We start from the raw sequence: 16,814 nt of genomic DNA, 5'->3' as shown, positions 1-16,814 counted from the left end.
TGTAGCGTCAAGAGTTTTGTCTGTTAGAAATGGGCGTCAAGTGGACGACGGGCTGGAGCGTGACGCCGCGGGCATCGGGGCGCTCGCCGACCCGGTGCGCCTGCGGCTGTACCGATTCGTCTGCGCGCAGCCGGGGCCGGTGAGCCGGGAGCAGGCGGCCGACGCCGTCGGTATCCCCCACCATCAGGCCAAATTCCATTTGGATCGGTTAACCGCCGAGGGGTTGCTCGAAACGGAGTACGCGCGTTTGACCGGCCGGTCCGGCCCCGGCGCGGGGCGGACCTCAAAGCTGTACCGCAGGGCCGGCCGCGACATCGCGGTGAGCCTGCCGCAGCGCGAGTACGAGCTGGCCGCCCGGCTGATGGCCGAGGCCATCGCGCGGTCCGCGGACACCGGGGAGCCGGTCGTCGACGTGCTCAACGGGGTCGCCCACGACTATGGCCGGACGATCTCCGCCATTACCCGGCCGCCCGCGGACGCCGGGGAGGCACTCGAGCGCACGGTCACGCTGCTGAACAACCACGGCTATCAGCCCCGGGCGGTCGACGGAGCGGTGCAGCTCGCCAATTGCCCGTTCCATGCGCTGGCCCGGGAACAGACCGAGCTGGCCTGCGGTATGAACCACGCGCTGATCACCGGCGTCGCCGATGCGCTGGCCCCGCACGGTCCCGACGTCCGGTTGGAGCCGGGGCCGGACCGGTGCTGCGTGGTGCTTAAGACGGCCGACCCCAAGCGGTGAGCAGGCGTTCCGCGCCCGCGCACATCCGCTCGATGACCTCGCCGACCGACGCGTCGTCGCCGATCATGCCCACACTCTGACCGGCGTCGACCGGCGCGATGCTGCGATCGTCGGCGTCGGTCGCCGCGGCCAGCTCGTCGCACGCCGACCGATCGAGCACCCCCTCTTTGCCGGTCCAACGCGCGACGAAATTGTTGGCCAGCACGCGGGACGGGAACCGGGCCGGCCACGGCAGGCCCTTGGCGACGTCGAAGACCCGGGTGACCGCGGTGTCGGTGGCGCGGGCCGCGATCAGGGCCCTGCGGCTGCCGTCGCCGGTCAACGCTTCCGGGCACGCCGCCAGGCGGGTGCCCACCCACGCGCCGCTGGCCCCGGCGGCCAGCACGGCGGCCAGGCTGCGCGGCGAGGCGATCCCGCCGCCGGCAAGCACCGGCACCGACACCGCATCCAAGACGGTGTCGAGCAACGGCAGCGTCGCGAGCTTCACGTCGCCGTGCCCGCCGCCCTCGGAACCCCGCGCGACCAGAACGTCGACCCCGGCATCCGCCGCCTGACGGGCTCCGTCGGCGTCGTAAACCTGTGTGGCGGTGGCGATTCCGGCGTCGTGAGCCTTGCCGACCCACGACCAGTCGGTACCGAAGCTGACCGACAGCAGGGCGGGCCGCGCGGCCAGGGCATCCTCCAGCAGCCCCGCCTCGTTGCGCATCACCCAATCGACCAGGCCGATTCCAAACGCGCCGCGCACGTGCCGCAACTCGGCACGCAACGACTCACGCGTCGCGACACTGCCCATGCCCACCATGCCCAGGCCACCGGCGGCGGTCACCGCCGCGGCCAGACGGCCGCCGGCGACCCCACCCATCGGCGCGTTGACGATGGGCACCCGGAGGCCGAAGCTGCTCGACCAGGGCGTCGACAGCATCGGAGGCTAATGGGTCAGCGAGGGAATGGTCTTGAGCACCGTCAGCATGACGACCGAGTCCTCGACCGCATGCAGGGAATGGCGTACGGCCGGAATCGCCACGTAGTCGCCGGCCTTGCCGTCCCAGGCGTCACCGCCGGCGGTCAGGCGTACGTGACCCTGCAGCACCTGCAGCGTGGCCTCGCCGGGGCTGTCGTGTTCGGACAGGTCGTGTCCGGCGAGCAGGGCCAGCACGGTTTGTCGGAGTTCGTGAGTGTGGCCGCCGTGGATGGTGTGTGCGGCCCGCCCGCTGTGCGACTTCTGGGCCTCGGACAACTTTTCTGCGGCCAGGCTGGTCAACGATATGGATTCCATGGCGAGTCCTTCGCGGATCGAGGGCGGGCTTCGAGACGGATTTTGTCAGGCGGTAAGTAGGAGTATCCCCGCCGCGATCAAACCAACAACCTTCACCACCTCGAGGCCGACGTAGGCGTAGTGACCGCGGGAGCGCGGCCCCTGCGACCCGGCGAGCACCTGGTCGGAACGGCTGGTCAGCCGGGGACGCACCGCGACCAGCTGGATCGCCAGCGCGGCGAAGGCGACGAAGAAGGCCACGGCGGTGCGCGTCGGCGTCGGGCCGGCGAGCACGATCGCGAGGATGACGAGGGCGAAGGCGACCTCGACGGTGTTGAGGGCGCGAAAGACCAGGCGTCCGATGCCCAGCCCGATCTGCAGGGTGACGTTGGGCGCGCGGAACTTCAGCGGGGCTTCGAGGAACGAGATGGCCAGCACCATGCCGAGCCAGACGAAGGTGATCGCGACGACGATCGCCGATCCGGCGCTCACTTGGCGAGGAGCTTCAGGTGAGCCAGGCACAGATCCGGTTCGACGAACTCGTCGAGCCGCTCGACGGCGACCGGGGCGCCCCAGGCCTCCATGGCCCCCTGCATGAACCCGAGATGGACCGGGCAGATCACGTTGGTTCGGTTCTCGGCGACTTCCAGGAACGGGCAGTGCCGCAGGCCGACCTGTTGCTCCCCGCCGGCCGCCCGGCGTTCGGGCGCGAAGCCGAGATCGTCGAGCACGTCGACGAGGTGGTCGATGGCGGCCTCGGCGTTGGAGGCATCCGTCGGCAGGGATTCAAGCTTGCGCCCCCACGCCCGCCCGGCGGCCAGCGCCTTGGCGCGCGGATCGCGTTCGGCGGCGACCGCCGCGGTCAGTATCTCGGCGAGCAATCGATAGTGGCGCGTGCCGCCGCGGTCCATCTGCCGGACCGCGGCGAACATCAGCGGCGGTCGGCCCGGCCCCTTGCGGCCCGGCTCGACCTGCTCCACCTGGCCGTCGCCGACCAGGCTGTCGAGGTGGAAGCGGACGGTGTTGGGATGCACGCCCAGCACGTCGGCAATCGCGACGATGCTCATCGGATCGGGCGACGCCCGCAGCACCCGCAGCACCTCCCGGCGGCGACCAACGGATTCGGAAACCATGACCTGCGCGCTCAACGGTGGCTCACGCTCCTTCAGAGTCGTCGGCTCCCGGCTGCGCGGCCACCAGGGGTGTGTCGACGCCGAGTGGACCTATCTTGGCAGCCCCGCCCGGGGAGCCCAGCGGGGCGTCGCGGCCCGGCAGGGTTTCGGTGAAGAACGCTTCGTTGTCGGCCAAGTAGGGTTTGAGCTCCTCGGGCAGGTCGTCCTCGTAGTAAATCGCATCGACCGGACAAACCGGCTCGCAAGCCCCACAGTCCACGCATTCGTCGGGATGGATGTAGAGCGCCCGGCCGCCCTCGTAGATGCAGTCCACTGGGCACTCGTCCACGCAGGCCCGATCCATCACGTCGATGCATGGCTTCCCGATCACGTAGGTCATGCGCTAGAGTTTACACAATATGAGTTGTGAAAACTATACGGTACGGGAGAGTGCTGGCAGACAACGAACTTGACGTCCGCGCGCTGCGCAAGCCGGACAAGCACCCGACGATCTTCGCGACGTACGCGGCGCTCGCGGTCGGCGAGTCTTTCGTCCTGGTGAACAACCACGACCCCAAGCACCTGCGCGACGAATTCGACGCCGACCTTCCAGGCAGCTACGGCTGGGAGTACGTCGAACGGGGACCCCAGGTGTGGCGAATCCGGATCAGCAAGCTCACCTCCACGGCCCTCCCCCGAATCCTGGCGAACACCACCGAATTAACGACCGACGCCGATGCGACCGGGGCGGTCTGGAAGCTGCAGGCCCGCGAGCGCGATCTGGACTCGAACGTCATCGCGCTGTCCGCGGGGGGCACTATCGATTCGCATGCCGGACCCGACCTGGACGTGTTGATCCATGTGCTGTCCGGCGGCGGCCGGCTGACCACCGAAGCGGGCACGATCGACCTGTCCCCCGGTGCGCTGCTGTGGTTGCCCCGGCGTTCGCGACGCCAGTTCGCCGCGGGCCCGAATGGGCTCCGCTACCTCACGGTGCACCAGCGCCGCCAGGCGTTGGTGCTGGAACCCCTGAAAAGCCCGGCGCGGCAGGCGGTCTGACGGCGGGGCGGCCGCGCGCTCGTAGTTTGCTCTTAATCAATCGTTTCGTTGACAATCTTCGGCGCCTCGATGAGCGTTGTTAGCTGTGCGCGACCTGCCGACGCGAACCCAATACGTGCACGCACCCCGGGGCCGACGCGCCACTCGCCTGGTGGGCGACGACCGCGAGCGCGCGATCCTGGCCGCCGCCGAGCGGCTCCTGGCGCAGCGACCCCTCGCCGACTTCTCCGTGGACGACCTGGCGAAGAGCGCGGGCATCTCCCGTCCCACCTTCTACTTCTACTTTCCGTCGAAGAACGCGGTGCTCCTGTCGCTGCTGGACCAGGTGAACACGCGGGCACACGCGGCCCTCACGGCCCTGGCCGGCAAACTACCCGGCGATCCGGTGGCCGTGTGGCGGGCCCGCATCGAGGCGTTCTTCGAGGCGTCCGGCTCGCACCGCGCGGTCGCCGTCGCGGGCGCGGCCGCCAAGGCGACCAACCCCGAGGTGCGACAGGCGTGGTCGACACTCATGCACAGGTGGATCTGGTCGACCACGGCGGCGATCGAGGCCGAGCGCCGGCGTGGCGCCGCCCCGAAACTCGTTCCGGCCGAGCATCTTTCGGTGGCGCTGAACATGCTGAGCGAGCGGGTGATGGCGGCGACGTTCACCACCGAAGAGGGCGCGATACCCGAAGACCGGGTGATCGACACACTGGCGCACATCTGGCTGGCCAGCATCTACCAAGACGGCAAGGCGTCAAGCGCCCCGTAGCATCCGCTCGGCGCGAGCCAAGGTGTCGTCGATCAACCGGTCGACGGCGCCGAAGTAGGTCGGCGACGGCGGCTTTCCCGCCAGTTCGGCGATGGACCGCTGCTCCCCGAGAACGTCTGCGGCGCCGAGGTTTTCGGCCATCTTCTCGGGATGAACCTGCAGTCCGGCCAGCAGCTCGACGCACTGGGAACCCGCGACCACGGCCCGTCGCGCCAGGGTCCGCAGCGTGTCCCATTCGGCGTGCCAGGCACCGTCCGGGCGTTCGTCGTTGGCCAGCGCCGCGGCGGTGTGCAGGGTTGCCGCCAACGGCGGCGCCGACAGGGCGGCCCGCCGGATCAGGATGGACAGCACCGGATTGCGCTTGTGTGGCATCGACGAAGAACCGCCCCGGCCTTCGGCGGCCGGTTCGCCGAGTTCGGCAATCTCCGGGCGCCCCAGGGTGAGGACGTCCGAGGCGATGCGGCCCCAGCAGTCGGTGCACCCGACGAGGGCATCGGCGGCCGCGGTGACCGGCGTTCGCGTCGTGTGCCAGGGCGCCCGGACGTCCAGGCCCAGCGCGGTGGCCGTATCCAGGGCCAGGCGATCCGAGACGTCCGCCGGATCGTCGGCATCGGTGAGCAGCGTCGCCAATTCCGTTGTGGCGGCTCGGGTCCCGGCGGCGCCGCCAAACTGGATCGGGGTGGGCAGCGCCCGGAGCCGCTCGTACGCGTCGAGCACGCCGCCCAGCCAGCCGGCCGCCTTGGCGCCGAACGTGGTGGGCGCGGCGTGCTGGGTGAGGGTTCGGGCCACCATCGGGGTGGCCCGATGATTTCCGGCCAGCACGGTCAGCGCCGAAATCTGTTGGGTGAGCTGCGCTATGACGGCTTCCGTCGCGGCACGCACGGCGAGCATCAGGCCGCTGTCCAGCACGTCCTGGCTAGTGAGTCCGCGGTGGATCCACGGCCCGATCGCCGGGAGCGCCCGTTGCCGTAGCAGCTCGGCCAGGCCGATGACCGGGTTGCCGCCGTCCTCGGCGGTGAAGGCGAGCAGCTCGCAATCGGTCGGGTTCACCAGGTGTGACAGGTCCATGTTCGCGCACTCGGCGGGTGCGACGCCGACGGTCGCAAGCGCGCCCAACCAGGCGGACTCCGTCGCCACCATCGACTGCAGCAGTGCCCAGTCCGTCATGTACTCGCCGGCCCGATGGTCCCCGGGCCACAGCAGATTCGTCATCGCCCCTCGTCCCCGTATGCCAGAAAAACCGTCTCGTTCGGGCCCTGCAGATGGATGTCGAAGCGGTAACCCGTTCGGCCGGAATCACTTTCGACCACGCAGAGCAGGCCGGGCCGCCGGCCCGGATCGATCGCGCTCAACAGCGGATCGGCAGCCAAGTCCGCGCCGGGCAGATAGGCGCGGGTGAACAACCGGTCCAACAAGCCCCGGGCGAAGACGACGAGGGCGAAGAACGGTGGCCGCCCGCCGCCTGCCGAACCGGGCGCCAGGGTGGTGAACGCGTAGTGGCCCGCCGCGTCGGTGGCCGCGCGCCCCCATCCGGTGAACCCGGCCCCGTCGCGCCGCAGCGAGCCGGCCTGGCGCGCGATTCGGCCGGCGCCGTCGGCCTGCCAGAGTTCGACGAGCGCGTCCGGGACCGCGGCGCCGGCGCCGTCGTAGACGGCGCCGTGTAACCGCACGGCCTGCGGATGCGCGGCGTCGACCAGGTCGCTGCCCCCGGGATACGGCAAAGCCATGCCGAAGAACGGTCCGACGGTTTGCCCTGGGGTACAAGCCAATTCAAACACTGTCTTCCGTCCAGGTTCGGCGGCTTCCGCAGACCACGATGTCCCACCGGTATCCGGTCGCGAATTCCGGCTGGGTGAGGTCGTGGTCGTATCCCGCGATCAACAGTTGGCGCGCAGCGGGATCCAGGATGGACTGGAATATCGGGTCCAGGTCGAACAACGGGTCGCCGGGAAAGTACATCTGGGTGACCAGGCGCTGAGTGAACGCCGTTCCGAAGATCGAGAAGTGGATGTGCGCCGGGCGCCAGGCATTGCGGTGGTTGCGCCAGGGATAGGGTCCGGGCTTGACGGTGACAAAGCGGTACGACCCGTCGGCTCCGGTCAGGCAGCGGCCGGCGCCGGTGAAGTTCGGGTCGAGCGGCGCGGGGTGCCGGTCGAGCTGGTGGTGGTAACGGCCGGCGGCGTTGGCTTGCCAGATCTCGACCAGCTGGCCGGCCACCGGCGCGCCGGAATCGTCGAGGACCCGCCCGCTTACGATGACGCGCTCGCCGATCGGCTCGCCCGGGTGGCGGGCCGTCAGGTCGGCGTCGAGGGGGTCGACGTCCTGCGGGCCGAAGCACGGCGCCGCGCGTTCGACCTCGTCGGGATCGACAACCAGCAGAGGGCGTTTCGGGTGGCGCAGGGCGCTGCTGCGGTAGGGCGGGTAGTCCAGGCGCGGCTGCGGCCCGGCTCCGCCAGCGCGCCGGTGGCCGGCCGCGAGGCACGCGATCTCCGCGGTGATGTCGGCCTGCGACGCGACGCGCTGGGCGGTCATGAGCCGTGAGGCTACCCGCGATGCGGCCGAGAATTACAGAGCGCGCACCAGCGCGGCGCGGCCGGGCTGATTGACCGGAGGCCCAGTCTGCGGGACTCTATCTAGAGGAAGTTGTTTCTGTAGAACAGAGTGAGCCGCCGATGTCAGATCAGCCCCGTGACCTAGCCGCTGTCTTCGAGAGCGTCCGCCGGGGGATGATCCCCGCGCACATCTACAACGACAGGCAGCTGTTCGAGCAGGAGAAGGAACGGTTGTTCGGCCGGGCATGGACCTTCGTGGCCCACGAGTCGGAGATCCCGCAGGAGGGCGACTACGTGGTGCGCCGGGTCCTCGACGATTCCTTCATCATCACCCGCTGCGCCAACGGCGAGGTGCGTGCCTTGTTCAATATGTGCCTGCACCGTGGCATGCAGGTCTGTCGCGCCGAGATGGGCAACGCCTCCAACTTCCGCTGCCCGTACCACGGCTGGACCTACCGCAACGACGGCCGGCTCACCGGCTTGCCGTTCCACCGCGAGGCCTACGGGGGCGACGAGGGGTTCGCCAAAAACCAGACCCTGCTGCCGGCACCGAACCTGGCCGGCTACAACGGGCTGTTGTTCATCAGCCTGGATCCGCACGCCGAGCCGCTCGAGGACTTCCTCGGCGACTTCAGGTTCTACCTGGACTACTACACCAAACAGAGCGCCGGCGGCCTCGAGGTGCGGGGCCCGCAACGATGGCGGATCAAGGCCAACTGGAAGATCGGCGCCGAGAACTTCGCCGGCGACATGTACCACACGCCGCACACGCACGCGTCGATCGTCGACATCGGCCTGTTCCGCGAGCCAAAAGCCCAGAAGCGCAAGGACGGCGCCACCTACTGGGCGCACCGCGGCGGCGGCACCACCTACAAACTGCCGCCCGGCGGCTTCGAGGAGCGGATGCGCTACGTCGGCTATCCCGACGAGATGATCGGCCGCATCAAGGACACCTGGACGCCGCGGCAGCAGCGGGTTGTCGGCGAGGACGGCTTCATGATCTCCGCGGCGACCTGCTTCCCGAACCTGAGTTTCGTGCACAACTGGCCGAAATTGCCCGGCAGCGAGGCGGTTTTGCCGTTCATCTCGATCCGGCTGTGGCAGCCGATCAGTGCGAACGAAACCGAGGTGTGCTCGTGGTTCGCGGTGGACTCGGCCGCTCCCCCGCAGTACAAACGGGACTCCTACAAGGCGTATTTGATGTGCTTCGGTTCGACCGGCATGTTCGAACAAGACGACGTGGAGAACTGGGTGTCGCTGACTACCACCGCGGGCGGTTCGATGGCGCGCCGCCTGCTGCTGAACAGCCGGATGGGCCTGCTGCCCGATGACCGTCCGGTGATCGAGCCGCTGACGGCCGAGTCGTTTCACGGGCCGGGACGCGCGCAGGTCGGCTACAACGAGAACAACCAGCGCGAGTTGCTGAGGTTGTGGGCGGATTACCTGTCATGAGAAAAGCTCTGCCGTTCAATGACATTCGTCATCTGCAAGCCCATCAGTTCCTGGTCGACGAGGCCTACCTGCTGGACGCCCAGGACTACGACGCGTGGCTGGACACGCTGACCGACGACGTCCGCTATGTGATGCCGGTCCGGGTTACCACGGCACGCGGCGCCGGGTTCGACACGTTTTCTTTTCCCAAACCGGGGATGGCCCATTTCGACGAGGACAAGTACTCGCTGCGCCAGCGGGTCGCGCGCTTCGCCACCGAGCACGCCTGGACCGAGGATCCGCCGTCGCGGCTGCGGCACTTCGTGACCAACGTGCGCACCTTCGACGGCGACGACGAGGCAGACCTGGTAGTCGAATCGGCCGAACTGCTCTTCCGTAGCCGCGGGGACGTGAACGAGAGCGCGCTGGTGTCGTGCGGCCGCGAGGATGTCCTGCGCAGGTGTGGCGATAGCTGGAAGCTGGCCCGCCGCAAGATATTTGTCGACGAGTCGGTGCTGCGGATGCAAAACCTGGCGGTGTTCCTGTGAGCGACGAGCCCATCACGATTGCCAACGAATTCAGCGAGGTCGTGGTGCGCCGGGTCGATACGCGCAACGGGTCGCGGCTGCTGATCAGCGCGCCCAAGACCGGGCGGTGGATCAGCCTGGACGCGCTCGAGATCGAGGCACTCACCCGGCAGAACAGTCGTACGCTGGCGGCCATGGTCGGCAATTCCGATGGCCCGCTGCTGCCCGACGAGGGGGAACGATGACGGCCTGGCTCGAGGGCAAGCGGGCGCTGGTGGTGGGGGCCGGTTCGGGCATCGGCCGCGCCGTCGTCGACGCGTTTTGCGCCGAGGGCGCCAAAGTCGCCGTGCTGGAACGTGATCCCGGTAAATGTGCGGCGCTGCGACGGGAGTCGCCCGGCCTCCCGGTCATCGAAGGCGATGCCGTCAACCGCGAGGCCAACGAGCGCGCGGTCGCCGCGGCGGTGGAGGCGTTCGGTGGACTGGACACGCTGGTGAACTGCGTCGGAATCTTCGATTTCTACAAGGGAATTGGCGACCTCGACGCCGACGGCCTTACCTCAGCTTTTGACGAAATCTTCCGTACCAACGTGCTCAGCCATCTGCACTCGGTCAAGGCCGCGGTGCCGGCGTTGCAGGCCGGAACCGGCTCCTCCATCATCCTGACCGAGTCGGCGTCGTCGTTCTACCCCGGACGCGGCGGCGTGCTGTATGTGTCGTCCAAGTTCGCCGTGCGCGGGCTGGTTTCGGCCCTGGCGCACGAGCTGGCGCCCGGGATTCGCGTCAACGGGGTGGCGCCGGGCGGCACGCTCAACACCGACCTGCGCGGCCCGTCCACCCTGGGACTGGACGCCGTGCGCCTCGACGACACCCCCAACCGCGCGCGCGACCTGGCCGCGCGCACCCCGCTCAACGTCGCGCTCGACGGCCGCGACCACGCATGGAGTTACGTGTTCCTGGCGTCCGACCGATCCCGCGGTATCACCGGCGAAACGATCCACCCCGACGGCGGATTCGGGTTGGGCGCGCCACGATGACACGCCTTGACGAGCAGCGCGCCCTGGTGGCCCAGGGCTGCCGGGTCGCCGCGGCCCGCGGCCTGGTCGACGGCATCCTCGGCCACCTGAGCCTGCGGATCGACGACGAGCGCCTGCTGATTCGGTGCCGCAGCGACACCGACACCGGAGTGGCCTTCACCCGGGCGTCCGACGTCCGGCTCATTACCTTCGACGGAACCGCCGGCGCCACAGGCGAACTCGACGGCTACCGCGTGCCCAACGAACTGCCCATCCACGTCGAAACCCTACTGGCCAACCCGGACTACCGGGCCGTCGCGCACCTGCACCCGCCCGCCGTCGTCGCCGCCGACCTCGCCGGCATCGAGGTCCGGCCCATCTACGGGGCCTACGACATTCCCGGCGCGCGGCTGGCCCGCGGCGGCGTGCCCGTCTACGAACGCGCCGTGCTGATCCGCAATTCGGCGCTGGGCAAGGACATGGTGGCCGCCATGCGCGGCCGGCCGGTGGTGATCTGCCGCGGACACGGAATCACCAGTGCCGCGGCCACCGTCGAGCAGGCGGTGCTGCAGGCGATCAGCGTGGACGCACTGGCGCGGATGTCGTTGCGGGTGCGCTCGGCCGGCGGCACCCTGGCCGACATCGACGACTCCGACTGGGACGACCTGCCGGACCTGGGAGCCGCGTTCACCGCCGAGGCGGCCTTTCGCCACGAGGTGGCCCGCTTAGGCGCTCAGCCGAGCTGATCGCCAATCTCCTTGGCCGCCTTGGTGAGTGCGGCGGCCACCGACGAGTATTGCGAGCTGCGCAGCCGCTGCTGTGGGGCGGCGGCGTTGAGCGCGATGCGCAGTCCGGGAGCCCGGGTCGGGATGGGCACCGCGACCGACGCGACACCTTCCTCGCTCTCCTCGCGATTGACCGCGTAGCCCCGCTCGCGGATGCGGCCAAGCTCCGCCTCCAACTCGGTGCGGCTGCCGATCGAACGAGAGGTGATGCGCTGCAACGGTTCATCGGGTAGCAGTTGACGCAATTCCTGCTCGGACAACTGGGCCAGCAGGACCTTGCCCGTCGAGGTGCAGTGGGCCGGCAGGGTGCGCCCGAGCCGCGACGCCACCCGCACCGCGGCGGGCCCCTCGACCGCCGCGACGAAACGAACGCCCGCGCCGTCGAGCATTCCGAGGTGAATGGTTTCGCGCAGTTGTTCGCTGAGGCTGCGCATGATCGGCGTGGCCGATCGCTGAATGTCGATGCGGCCGAAGATCGCAAACGCCACACCGGTCAACGACGGGCCCGGCAGATACGCCTTGGACACCGGGTCTTGGCGGACGAACCCGCGATAGGCCAGCATGGCCAGCAGCCGATGCGCGGTCGAGGACGCCACCCCCAGGTAGCGCGTCGCCTCGCTCAACCGGATCTGCGGCTGCTCACCCAGCAGCAGCAGCAGCTTGAGCGCGTTGTCGACCGACTCGATCGGGTACTGCGGCGCGCCCTTCCCGGACATGAACTCACGGTAGCCCGTCCGTCACGTCGCGGCCGTCCCAATTGCCCCACGAGTCTGCCGCCTGGCTCTCCTCACAAGTCGATCGACGAAAGCCGCAATTGCGGATCGGCTGTCAGCGTCCCCAACAGCTTCTCCAACTGGTCGATCAGGGTTTTGACCGCGGTCGGGGTGAAAACCGCGGTGCGGTATTCCACGACGCCGCTGATTCCGGCGGGCTCACCGCCGTCGGCGAACTCTTCGGTGAGCGACAGCAAGAAGTTCATTCGTGCTGTCCCGGTGTGTACCGGATCCCACGTGACATCCAGATCGCCCAGCACCCGCGCGGCGGGCTTGTTGTTCTGCCAGGCCAGCATCGTTTGTATCAGGGGGCGGGGCGGCACTGAGCGCGCCGCGCATATCCGGTCGACGAGAAGTCCGTAGGGCAGGTCCTGGCGGTCGAACGCCTGCAGGCCGCGCGCACGAACGCGAGCCAGCAGCTCCGCGAAGGTGTCGTCATCGGCCACCCCGACGCGTAGCACGACGGTGTTGACGAAGACCCCGACCAAATCGTCCAGCGCCGGGTGGCCGCGGCCGGCCACCGCGATTCCCACAGGGACGTCGGTGCTGGCGGTGAGTTTGGACAGCAGCGCAGCGAAGCCCGCGTGGACAACCATGAAGCTGCTGGCGTGATGCTGGCGCGCCACGCGGATTATCTTGCGGTGCAACGCCGCCGGCCACTCTACGGCCACGATATCGCCGTGGTTGTCGGCCACCGCTTCGTCCGGCCGGCCCGAGCCTAGCTCCAGGCCTAGGGGCATGCCCGCGAGAGTCTCTTCCCAAAAGTTGAGCTGGGCGGCGATGATGCTGTGCGGATCGGCCGGGTCCCCCAGATGGGCGCGCTGCCACAGCGCGAAGTCGATGTATTGGATCGGAAGCGGCGCCCACTTAGGGGCGTGGCCGGCGCATCGACTGCGGTAGGCAGTGTCGAGGTCGGCCGATAGCGGGGCCACCGACCAGCCGTCGGCGGCGATGTGGTGCACGGCAATGGCCAGCAGGTGGTCATCGTCGGCCACGCGATGCAACTGGGCGAACAACGGGATCCGGGTGGCCAGGTCGAATTCGTGACGGGCATGGGAGGCGACGGCCTGCTGGAGCCGCCGCGGGGACCACGCGGTGGCGTCAACGACCTGCCAGCCGAAGTCCGCCCGTTCGAGAGGAACGACGACTTGTCGGGGTGGGCCCTCGAGGGCCGGATAGACGGTGCGCAGGATTTGATGGCGGTTCACCACGTCGACGAGGGCCTGACGCAGCGCCTCGACCTCGAGGGGGCCCCGAAGCCTAAGCGCCCACGCGATGTTGAAGACCGGAGACGGTCCGTGCAGTTGAGTGACGGTCCACATCCGGTGTTGGGCATGCGACAACGGCACCGCCGCGGGCCGCGCCACCGGAACCAATGGGGTCGACGGAGTCGAACCGGCTGAGACGAGGGGCGCCAGCTGGGCGATCGTGGGCGCATCGAACAGTGCCCGCACGGACAAGCGGGCGTCCAAAGTGGCGTTGAGCGCCGCGGTGACGCGCATGGCCAGCAGTGAGTCGCCACCCAGATCGAAGAATGATTGGTCGACACCCACCCGTTCCAGCCCTAGGACGTGGGCGTAGAGACCGGCCAGGATTTCCTCGACCGGGGTGCTCGGAGGCCGGTACTCGGCGGCGGTGTATTCGGGGGCCGGCAAAGCGGCGGTGTCGAGTTTGCCATTGACGGTCAGCGGCAACCGCTCGAGCGTCATGATCGCCGCAGGCACCAGGTAGTGGGGCAAGCGGGCGCCCAGTTCCGTTCGAACGGTGGCCGGGTCGGCCGCACCGGTGATGTAGCCGACGAGGCGTTTGTCTCCGGGACGGTCCTCGCGGGCGATCACCGCGGCCTGCCCTACCCCCGGCAACCGCGCCAGCTCGGCGGCGATTTCGCCGGGCTCGATGCGGTAACCGCGAATCTTGACCTGGTCATCCGCCCGGCCCGCGTAGTGCAGTTGCCCGTCGGAACTCCAGCTCGCGAGGTCGCCGGTGCGATACATTCGCGTCCCGTCCCCGCCGAACGGACACGCCACAAAGCGCGAGGCCGTCAAGGCGGTGCGGCGCCAATATCCGAGGCCCACCTGGGCGCCCGCGACATACAACTCGCCTACCACACCAACGGGCACCCTGCGCAACCACTGGTCTAAGACGAACACCACCGTTCCCGGCAGCGGGCGGCCGATCGGTGGTACCCCGCAACCTGGTTGCAACGGATCGCTGATGGACACGCACACCGTGGTTTCGGTGGGTCCGTAGGCGTTGATCATCGTTCGCCCGGGCGCCCAGCGATCCACGACGTCGGACGTGCAGGGCTCACCGCCCACCACCAATGTCGTACCGGCCAGGCCGTCTGTCGACAGCGCCGCCGCAGCCGACGGAGTCTGCGTCAGGGCGGTGACGTGTTCGGCCACAAGCAGCGCGTGAAAGTCCTCCAGCGACTGCGTCACCTGTTCGGGGACCACCACCAGGCGTCCTCCGTTGAGGAGCGCGCCCCAGATCTCCCACACCGAGAAGTCGAAAGCGTAGGAATGGCATTGGGTTATCGCTCGGCTCGTCTGGTTGTTGAACGGTGCCGGCGCGCCGATCAGTTGGGTGATGTTGTGATGGGTGATCGCCACTCCCTTGGGCGCCCCGGTGGTGCCCGAGGTGTAGAGAATGTAGGCGATATCCTCGGCGGCCGGTGTCGGCACGGCCGCGTCGGGTGGTGCGCCCGCCGCGGTGTCAGCGGCATCACCGACGTCGATGACCACCAGGTCATGGCCTCCGAGCCGGTGGGCCAGCTGGTGAGTAGTCAGCGCCGCTGCCGGTGTGGTGTCCCGCAGCAGGAACGCGATGCGGGCGTCGGGGTGATCCGGGTCGATGGGTAGGTAAGCGGCTCCAGCTTTCAGCACTCCCAGGATCGCGACGATGGCCTCGTTGCTGCGTGGTAGCAGCAGGGCCACCACGTCACCGCGGCCTACCCCGACCCCGGTCAACCGGGATGCGAGCCGACGGCTGGCGTTGTCGAGCTGCCGGTAGGTCAAGACCACGCCGCCGCATGCCAGCGCGGCCGCCTCCGGGATGCGCGCGGCGTGGGCGGCAAACAGGCCCGGCACCGTCGAGATCGAGGGTGCCGGGCTCGTCAATGCGGCACGGTTGCCCCATGCATCGAGTCGCGCGCGCACGGGCTCGTCGACCAGAGCGATCGAGGATAACCGTCCCGGCTCGGAGGTCATGGCCATGAGCAGCTTTTCCAGGCGGTTGGCCAACGCGGCGCCCTCGAAATCTGGAGACGGCGGATCCGCACCCGCGGTGCTCAGCGACAGCCGGTCGCCATCCTGGATGAAGAACAGTCCGAATCGGTCCGCACGCCCGAAATTGGTGTAGACCAACGATGCCGGCGCACCGCCGAACGGCAGGATCGTGGTCGACGGGAACAGATTGACGGCGACCCTGCCACGTGTCGCGGCTGCGCTCCGGTGCGCAGCGCTGTTCAGCAATTCCTGCACCGGAAAACGCTGATGCCGCAGAACTTCTCGTATCCGAGCTTCCACATGCTCACATAGGCCCGCAACCGACGAGGTCGGCGACGCCGTCAACACCAGCGGCACGATCCCGGCAACCATCCCCGGAATCGTCTTCGACTTTCGAGTCGTTCGCCTGCTCACCGGGAAGTCGAGTACCACCTCGGATCCGCCCGCGCCCCAACCCGGTACCAAAAGCGCGCACGCCGCGGTCAGCACCGCCGATCGACGAACGCCCAACGCGTCAGCCAGGCGCTGCGCCCGTTCGACGACCGCAACATCCAGCGGCACCGGCATGGACGCGGTGCCCGCATGATGCTCGTCGCCTGCCCGCGGCAAGCGATAATCCGCCCGATCGCTCTGCGGGGGAAGATTCTCGGTCCAAAACGCGAGATCCTCTTGATAACTGCCGGATGCCTCATATTCCGATTCGCACGCGACCAGGTCGTACAGCGAGCCAAAAGAGGGAGCCGGAACCGGTGCCCCGGCGGCAAAGGCCGAGTAGACCAGGGCGACGCGATTTGCGAAAAGGACGGAGCCGAATCCATCGATGACGATGTGGTGGATACAAATGAACAAGCAAAATTCATCTGGCAGTGTGCGAAACAATGCGAATCTGAACAGCGGCCCGCCCCACGGCATCGGGTCGCGTTGAATGGACGACGCCAGCTTGCGGGCCTCCCGAAAGGGTTCCCGCGCGCCGCTCACGTCGTAGAAGGGGACCTCGACGTCCGGATAATCGGTGGCTGTCTGAACGATTTGTCCGTCGAGCTCGAAAATGCCGACTCTCAGTGGCTCCGCCTCGGCAACCACATGCCGGATCGCACGTTCCAGCAAGCCAGGCTCGACCACACCGCTGATCACCACGAAATACCCGGCCTGCCAGCCTGTCGCCGAATCACCCGTTTCCTGAGACAGCCAAATGTCGCGCTGTCCTCGCGTCAGTTCAAGCGAATTCTCGGCAGGTCGGGTCACACGTCGTCCCTTGGCTCGACACTCGGGCAGTGTGTCACGCGAATGATATCGACCATGCACCTCGCGCGAATTGCCGCGGACTCCTATCCCGATTGGGGGACAGCCCTGTCCCCCAAACGGCGTAGTCGAAATTACCCCGTGCACTAGCCGATCGTCGGATACCGCTGAGGCCCGGAAACCGAAAAACTTGCTGAGACGCGCCACTGGCATACGAAAGGAGGGAGGTGATCATATGTCCCACGAGCTTCTCTTTTGCGAGACCGAGACCGCGTTCACGGCTCCTGCCTTCCACGCCGACGAGGCGGTCGCCTGAGGAAACATGGCGGGAGTCTCGTCTCAC

The 16,814-nt window shown here is 68.3% G+C and carries 18 protein-coding genes; 8 read left to right on the top strand and 10 right to left on the bottom strand.

Going from position 1 to position 16,814, the window contains the following annotated elements; all coding sequences use genetic code 11:
- The first annotated feature begins 40 nt into the window (after window positions 1-40).
- Window positions 41-739 (top strand): helix-turn-helix domain-containing protein, encoded by a 699-nt coding sequence (locus A5744_RS19755; RefSeq protein ID WP_076063886.1) that lies wholly within the window; start codon window positions 41-43, stop codon window positions 737-739.
- Here A5744_RS19755 and A5744_RS19750 read toward each other — a convergent pair.
- The 5 genes from A5744_RS19750 to fdxA are packed head-to-tail and all read right to left on the bottom strand — an operon-like array spanning window position 714 to window position 3,506.
- A complete protein-coding gene (locus tag A5744_RS19750) occupies window positions 714-1,661 on the bottom strand; it encodes a nitronate monooxygenase (RefSeq protein ID WP_076063884.1) in 948 nt (315 codons plus the stop codon). The two genes, A5744_RS19755 and A5744_RS19750, sit on opposite strands and share 26 nt — an antisense overlap.
- A gap of 6 nt (window positions 1,662-1,667) precedes the next feature.
- On the bottom strand, window positions 1,668-2,015 hold the full coding sequence (locus tag A5744_RS19745; RefSeq protein ID WP_076063883.1) for a cupin domain-containing protein: 348 nt from the start codon (window positions 2,013-2,015) through the stop codon (window positions 1,668-1,670).
- Between the two features lie 45 nt (window positions 2,016-2,060).
- Window positions 2,061-2,486 (bottom strand): hypothetical protein, encoded by a 426-nt coding sequence (locus A5744_RS19740; protein WP_076063881.1) that lies wholly within the window; start codon window positions 2,484-2,486, stop codon window positions 2,061-2,063.
- The gene (locus tag A5744_RS19735) at window positions 2,483-3,127 is read right to left on the bottom strand and encodes a helix-turn-helix domain-containing protein (protein ID WP_076063879.1); all 645 of its coding nucleotides are present in this window, start codon (window positions 3,125-3,127) and stop codon (window positions 2,483-2,485) included. Before A5744_RS19735 ends, A5744_RS19740 begins: the two co-directional genes overlap by 4 nt.
- A 22-nt stretch (window positions 3,128-3,149) precedes the next feature.
- Window positions 3,150-3,506, bottom strand: a complete 357-nt coding sequence (gene fdxA / locus A5744_RS19730) for a ferredoxin (RefSeq protein WP_076063878.1) — start codon at window positions 3,504-3,506, stop codon at window positions 3,150-3,152.
- A 53-nt stretch (window positions 3,507-3,559) separates the two neighbouring features.
- Here fdxA and A5744_RS19725 point away from each other — a divergent pair, with 53 nt between their 5' ends.
- Both A5744_RS19725 and A5744_RS19720 read left to right on the top strand, forming a co-directional pair.
- The gene (locus A5744_RS19725) at window positions 3,560-4,165 is read left to right on the top strand and encodes a DUF2249 domain-containing protein (RefSeq protein ID WP_076063951.1); all 606 of its coding nucleotides are present in this window, start codon (window positions 3,560-3,562) and stop codon (window positions 4,163-4,165) included.
- A gap of 85 nt (window positions 4,166-4,250) precedes the next feature.
- Window positions 4,251-4,919 (top strand): TetR/AcrR family transcriptional regulator, encoded by a 669-nt coding sequence (locus A5744_RS19720; protein WP_076063876.1) that lies wholly within the window; start codon window positions 4,251-4,253, stop codon window positions 4,917-4,919.
- Here A5744_RS19720 and A5744_RS19715 read toward each other — a convergent pair.
- Genes A5744_RS19715 through pcaH form a run of 3 tightly spaced genes read right to left on the bottom strand, consistent with a single transcriptional unit; the run spans window position 4,905 to window position 7,451 of the window.
- Window positions 4,905-6,131, bottom strand: a complete 1,227-nt coding sequence (locus tag A5744_RS19715; protein WP_076063875.1) for a lyase family protein — start codon at window positions 6,129-6,131, stop codon at window positions 4,905-4,907. The two genes, A5744_RS19720 and A5744_RS19715, sit on opposite strands and share 15 nt — an antisense overlap.
- A complete protein-coding gene (gene pcaG, locus A5744_RS19710) occupies window positions 6,128-6,697 on the bottom strand; it encodes a protocatechuate 3,4-dioxygenase subunit alpha (RefSeq protein WP_076063873.1) in 570 nt (189 codons plus the stop codon). Before pcaG ends, A5744_RS19715 begins: the two co-directional genes overlap by 4 nt.
- A complete protein-coding gene (gene pcaH, locus A5744_RS19705; RefSeq protein ID WP_076063872.1) occupies window positions 6,690-7,451 on the bottom strand; it encodes a protocatechuate 3,4-dioxygenase subunit beta in 762 nt (253 codons plus the stop codon). Before pcaH ends, pcaG begins: the two co-directional genes overlap by 8 nt.
- Window positions 7,452-7,591: 140 nt before the next feature.
- On the opposite strand from pcaH, the gene A5744_RS19700 reads away from it, so the two are divergent.
- From A5744_RS19700 to A5744_RS19680, 5 genes are read left to right on the top strand one after another with little or no spacing between them, the layout of a single operon-like run.
- Window positions 7,592-8,923, top strand: a complete 1,332-nt coding sequence (locus A5744_RS19700) for an aromatic ring-hydroxylating dioxygenase subunit alpha (protein ID WP_076063870.1) — start codon at window positions 7,592-7,594, stop codon at window positions 8,921-8,923.
- The gene (locus tag A5744_RS19695) at window positions 8,920-9,450 is read left to right on the top strand and encodes a 3-phenylpropionate/cinnamic acid dioxygenase subunit beta (protein ID WP_076063869.1); all 531 of its coding nucleotides are present in this window, start codon (window positions 8,920-8,922) and stop codon (window positions 9,448-9,450) included. The genes A5744_RS19700 and A5744_RS19695 overlap by 4 nt, the downstream gene beginning before the upstream one ends.
- Entirely contained in the window at window positions 9,447-9,674 is a 228-nt protein-coding gene (locus A5744_RS19690; RefSeq protein ID WP_076063867.1) for a dihydrodiol dehydrogenase, read from the top strand. The genes A5744_RS19695 and A5744_RS19690 overlap by 4 nt, the downstream gene beginning before the upstream one ends.
- On the top strand, window positions 9,671-10,465 hold the full coding sequence (gene hcaB / locus A5744_RS19685) for a 3-(cis-5,6-dihydroxycyclohexa-1,3-dien-1-yl)propanoate dehydrogenase (RefSeq protein ID WP_076063865.1): 795 nt from the start codon (window positions 9,671-9,673) through the stop codon (window positions 10,463-10,465). The genes A5744_RS19690 and hcaB overlap by 4 nt, the downstream gene beginning before the upstream one ends.
- Window positions 10,462-11,190: a class II aldolase/adducin family protein gene (locus A5744_RS19680; protein WP_076063864.1), complete on the top strand. Its 729-nt coding sequence runs from the start codon at window positions 10,462-10,464 to the stop codon at window positions 11,188-11,190. The genes hcaB and A5744_RS19680 overlap by 4 nt, the downstream gene beginning before the upstream one ends.
- Here A5744_RS19680 and A5744_RS19675 read toward each other — a convergent pair.
- A complete protein-coding gene (locus A5744_RS19675; RefSeq protein WP_076063863.1) occupies window positions 11,178-11,945 on the bottom strand; it encodes an IclR family transcriptional regulator in 768 nt (255 codons plus the stop codon). The genes A5744_RS19680 and A5744_RS19675 overlap by 13 nt on opposite strands.
- Window positions 11,946-12,016: 71 nt before the next feature.
- On the bottom strand, window positions 12,017-16,474 hold the full coding sequence (locus tag A5744_RS19670; RefSeq protein ID WP_076063862.1) for a non-ribosomal peptide synthetase: 4,458 nt from the start codon (window positions 16,472-16,474) through the stop codon (window positions 12,017-12,019).
- Window positions 16,475-16,814: the final 340 nt, after the last annotated feature.

The organism is Mycobacterium sp. IS-1264, assembly GCF_001954195.1.
Lineage (GTDB): Bacteria > Actinomycetota > Actinomycetes > Mycobacteriales > Mycobacteriaceae > Mycobacterium.
Note: the sequence above shows the minus strand (reverse complement) of the source record. Positions and strands in the feature narration are given on the sequence as shown.

Excerpts from the sequence above, each read along its gene's own strand:
- A5744_RS19750 (WP_076063884.1), bottom strand. The coding sequence starts at position 1,661 with ATGCTGTCGACGCCCTGGTCGAGCAGCTTCGGCCTCCGGGTGCCCATC.
- A5744_RS19745 (WP_076063883.1), bottom strand. The coding sequence starts at position 2,015 with ATGGAATCCATATCGTTGACCAGCCTGGCCGCAGAAAAGTTGTCCGAG.
- A5744_RS19735 (WP_076063879.1), bottom strand. The coding sequence starts at position 3,127 with ATGGTTTCCGAATCCGTTGGTCGCCGCCGGGAGGTGCTGCGGGTGCTG.
- fdxA (WP_076063878.1), bottom strand. The coding sequence starts at position 3,506 with ATGACCTACGTGATCGGGAAGCCATGCATCGACGTGATGGATCGGGCC.
- A5744_RS19715 (WP_076063875.1), bottom strand. The coding sequence starts at position 6,131 with ATGACGAATCTGCTGTGGCCCGGGGACCATCGGGCCGGCGAGTACATG.
- pcaH (WP_076063872.1), bottom strand. The coding sequence starts at position 7,451 with ATGACCGCCCAGCGCGTCGCGTCGCAGGCCGACATCACCGCGGAGATC.
- A5744_RS19700 (WP_076063870.1), top strand. The coding sequence starts at position 7,592 with ATGTCAGATCAGCCCCGTGACCTAGCCGCTGTCTTCGAGAGCGTCCGC.
- A5744_RS19695 (WP_076063869.1), top strand. The coding sequence starts at position 8,920 with ATGAGAAAAGCTCTGCCGTTCAATGACATTCGTCATCTGCAAGCCCAT.
- hcaB (WP_076063865.1), top strand. The coding sequence starts at position 9,671 with ATGACGGCCTGGCTCGAGGGCAAGCGGGCGCTGGTGGTGGGGGCCGGT.
- A5744_RS19680 (WP_076063864.1), top strand. The coding sequence starts at position 10,462 with ATGACACGCCTTGACGAGCAGCGCGCCCTGGTGGCCCAGGGCTGCCGG.
- A5744_RS19675 (WP_076063863.1), bottom strand. The coding sequence starts at position 11,945 with ATGTCCGGGAAGGGCGCGCCGCAGTACCCGATCGAGTCGGTCGACAAC.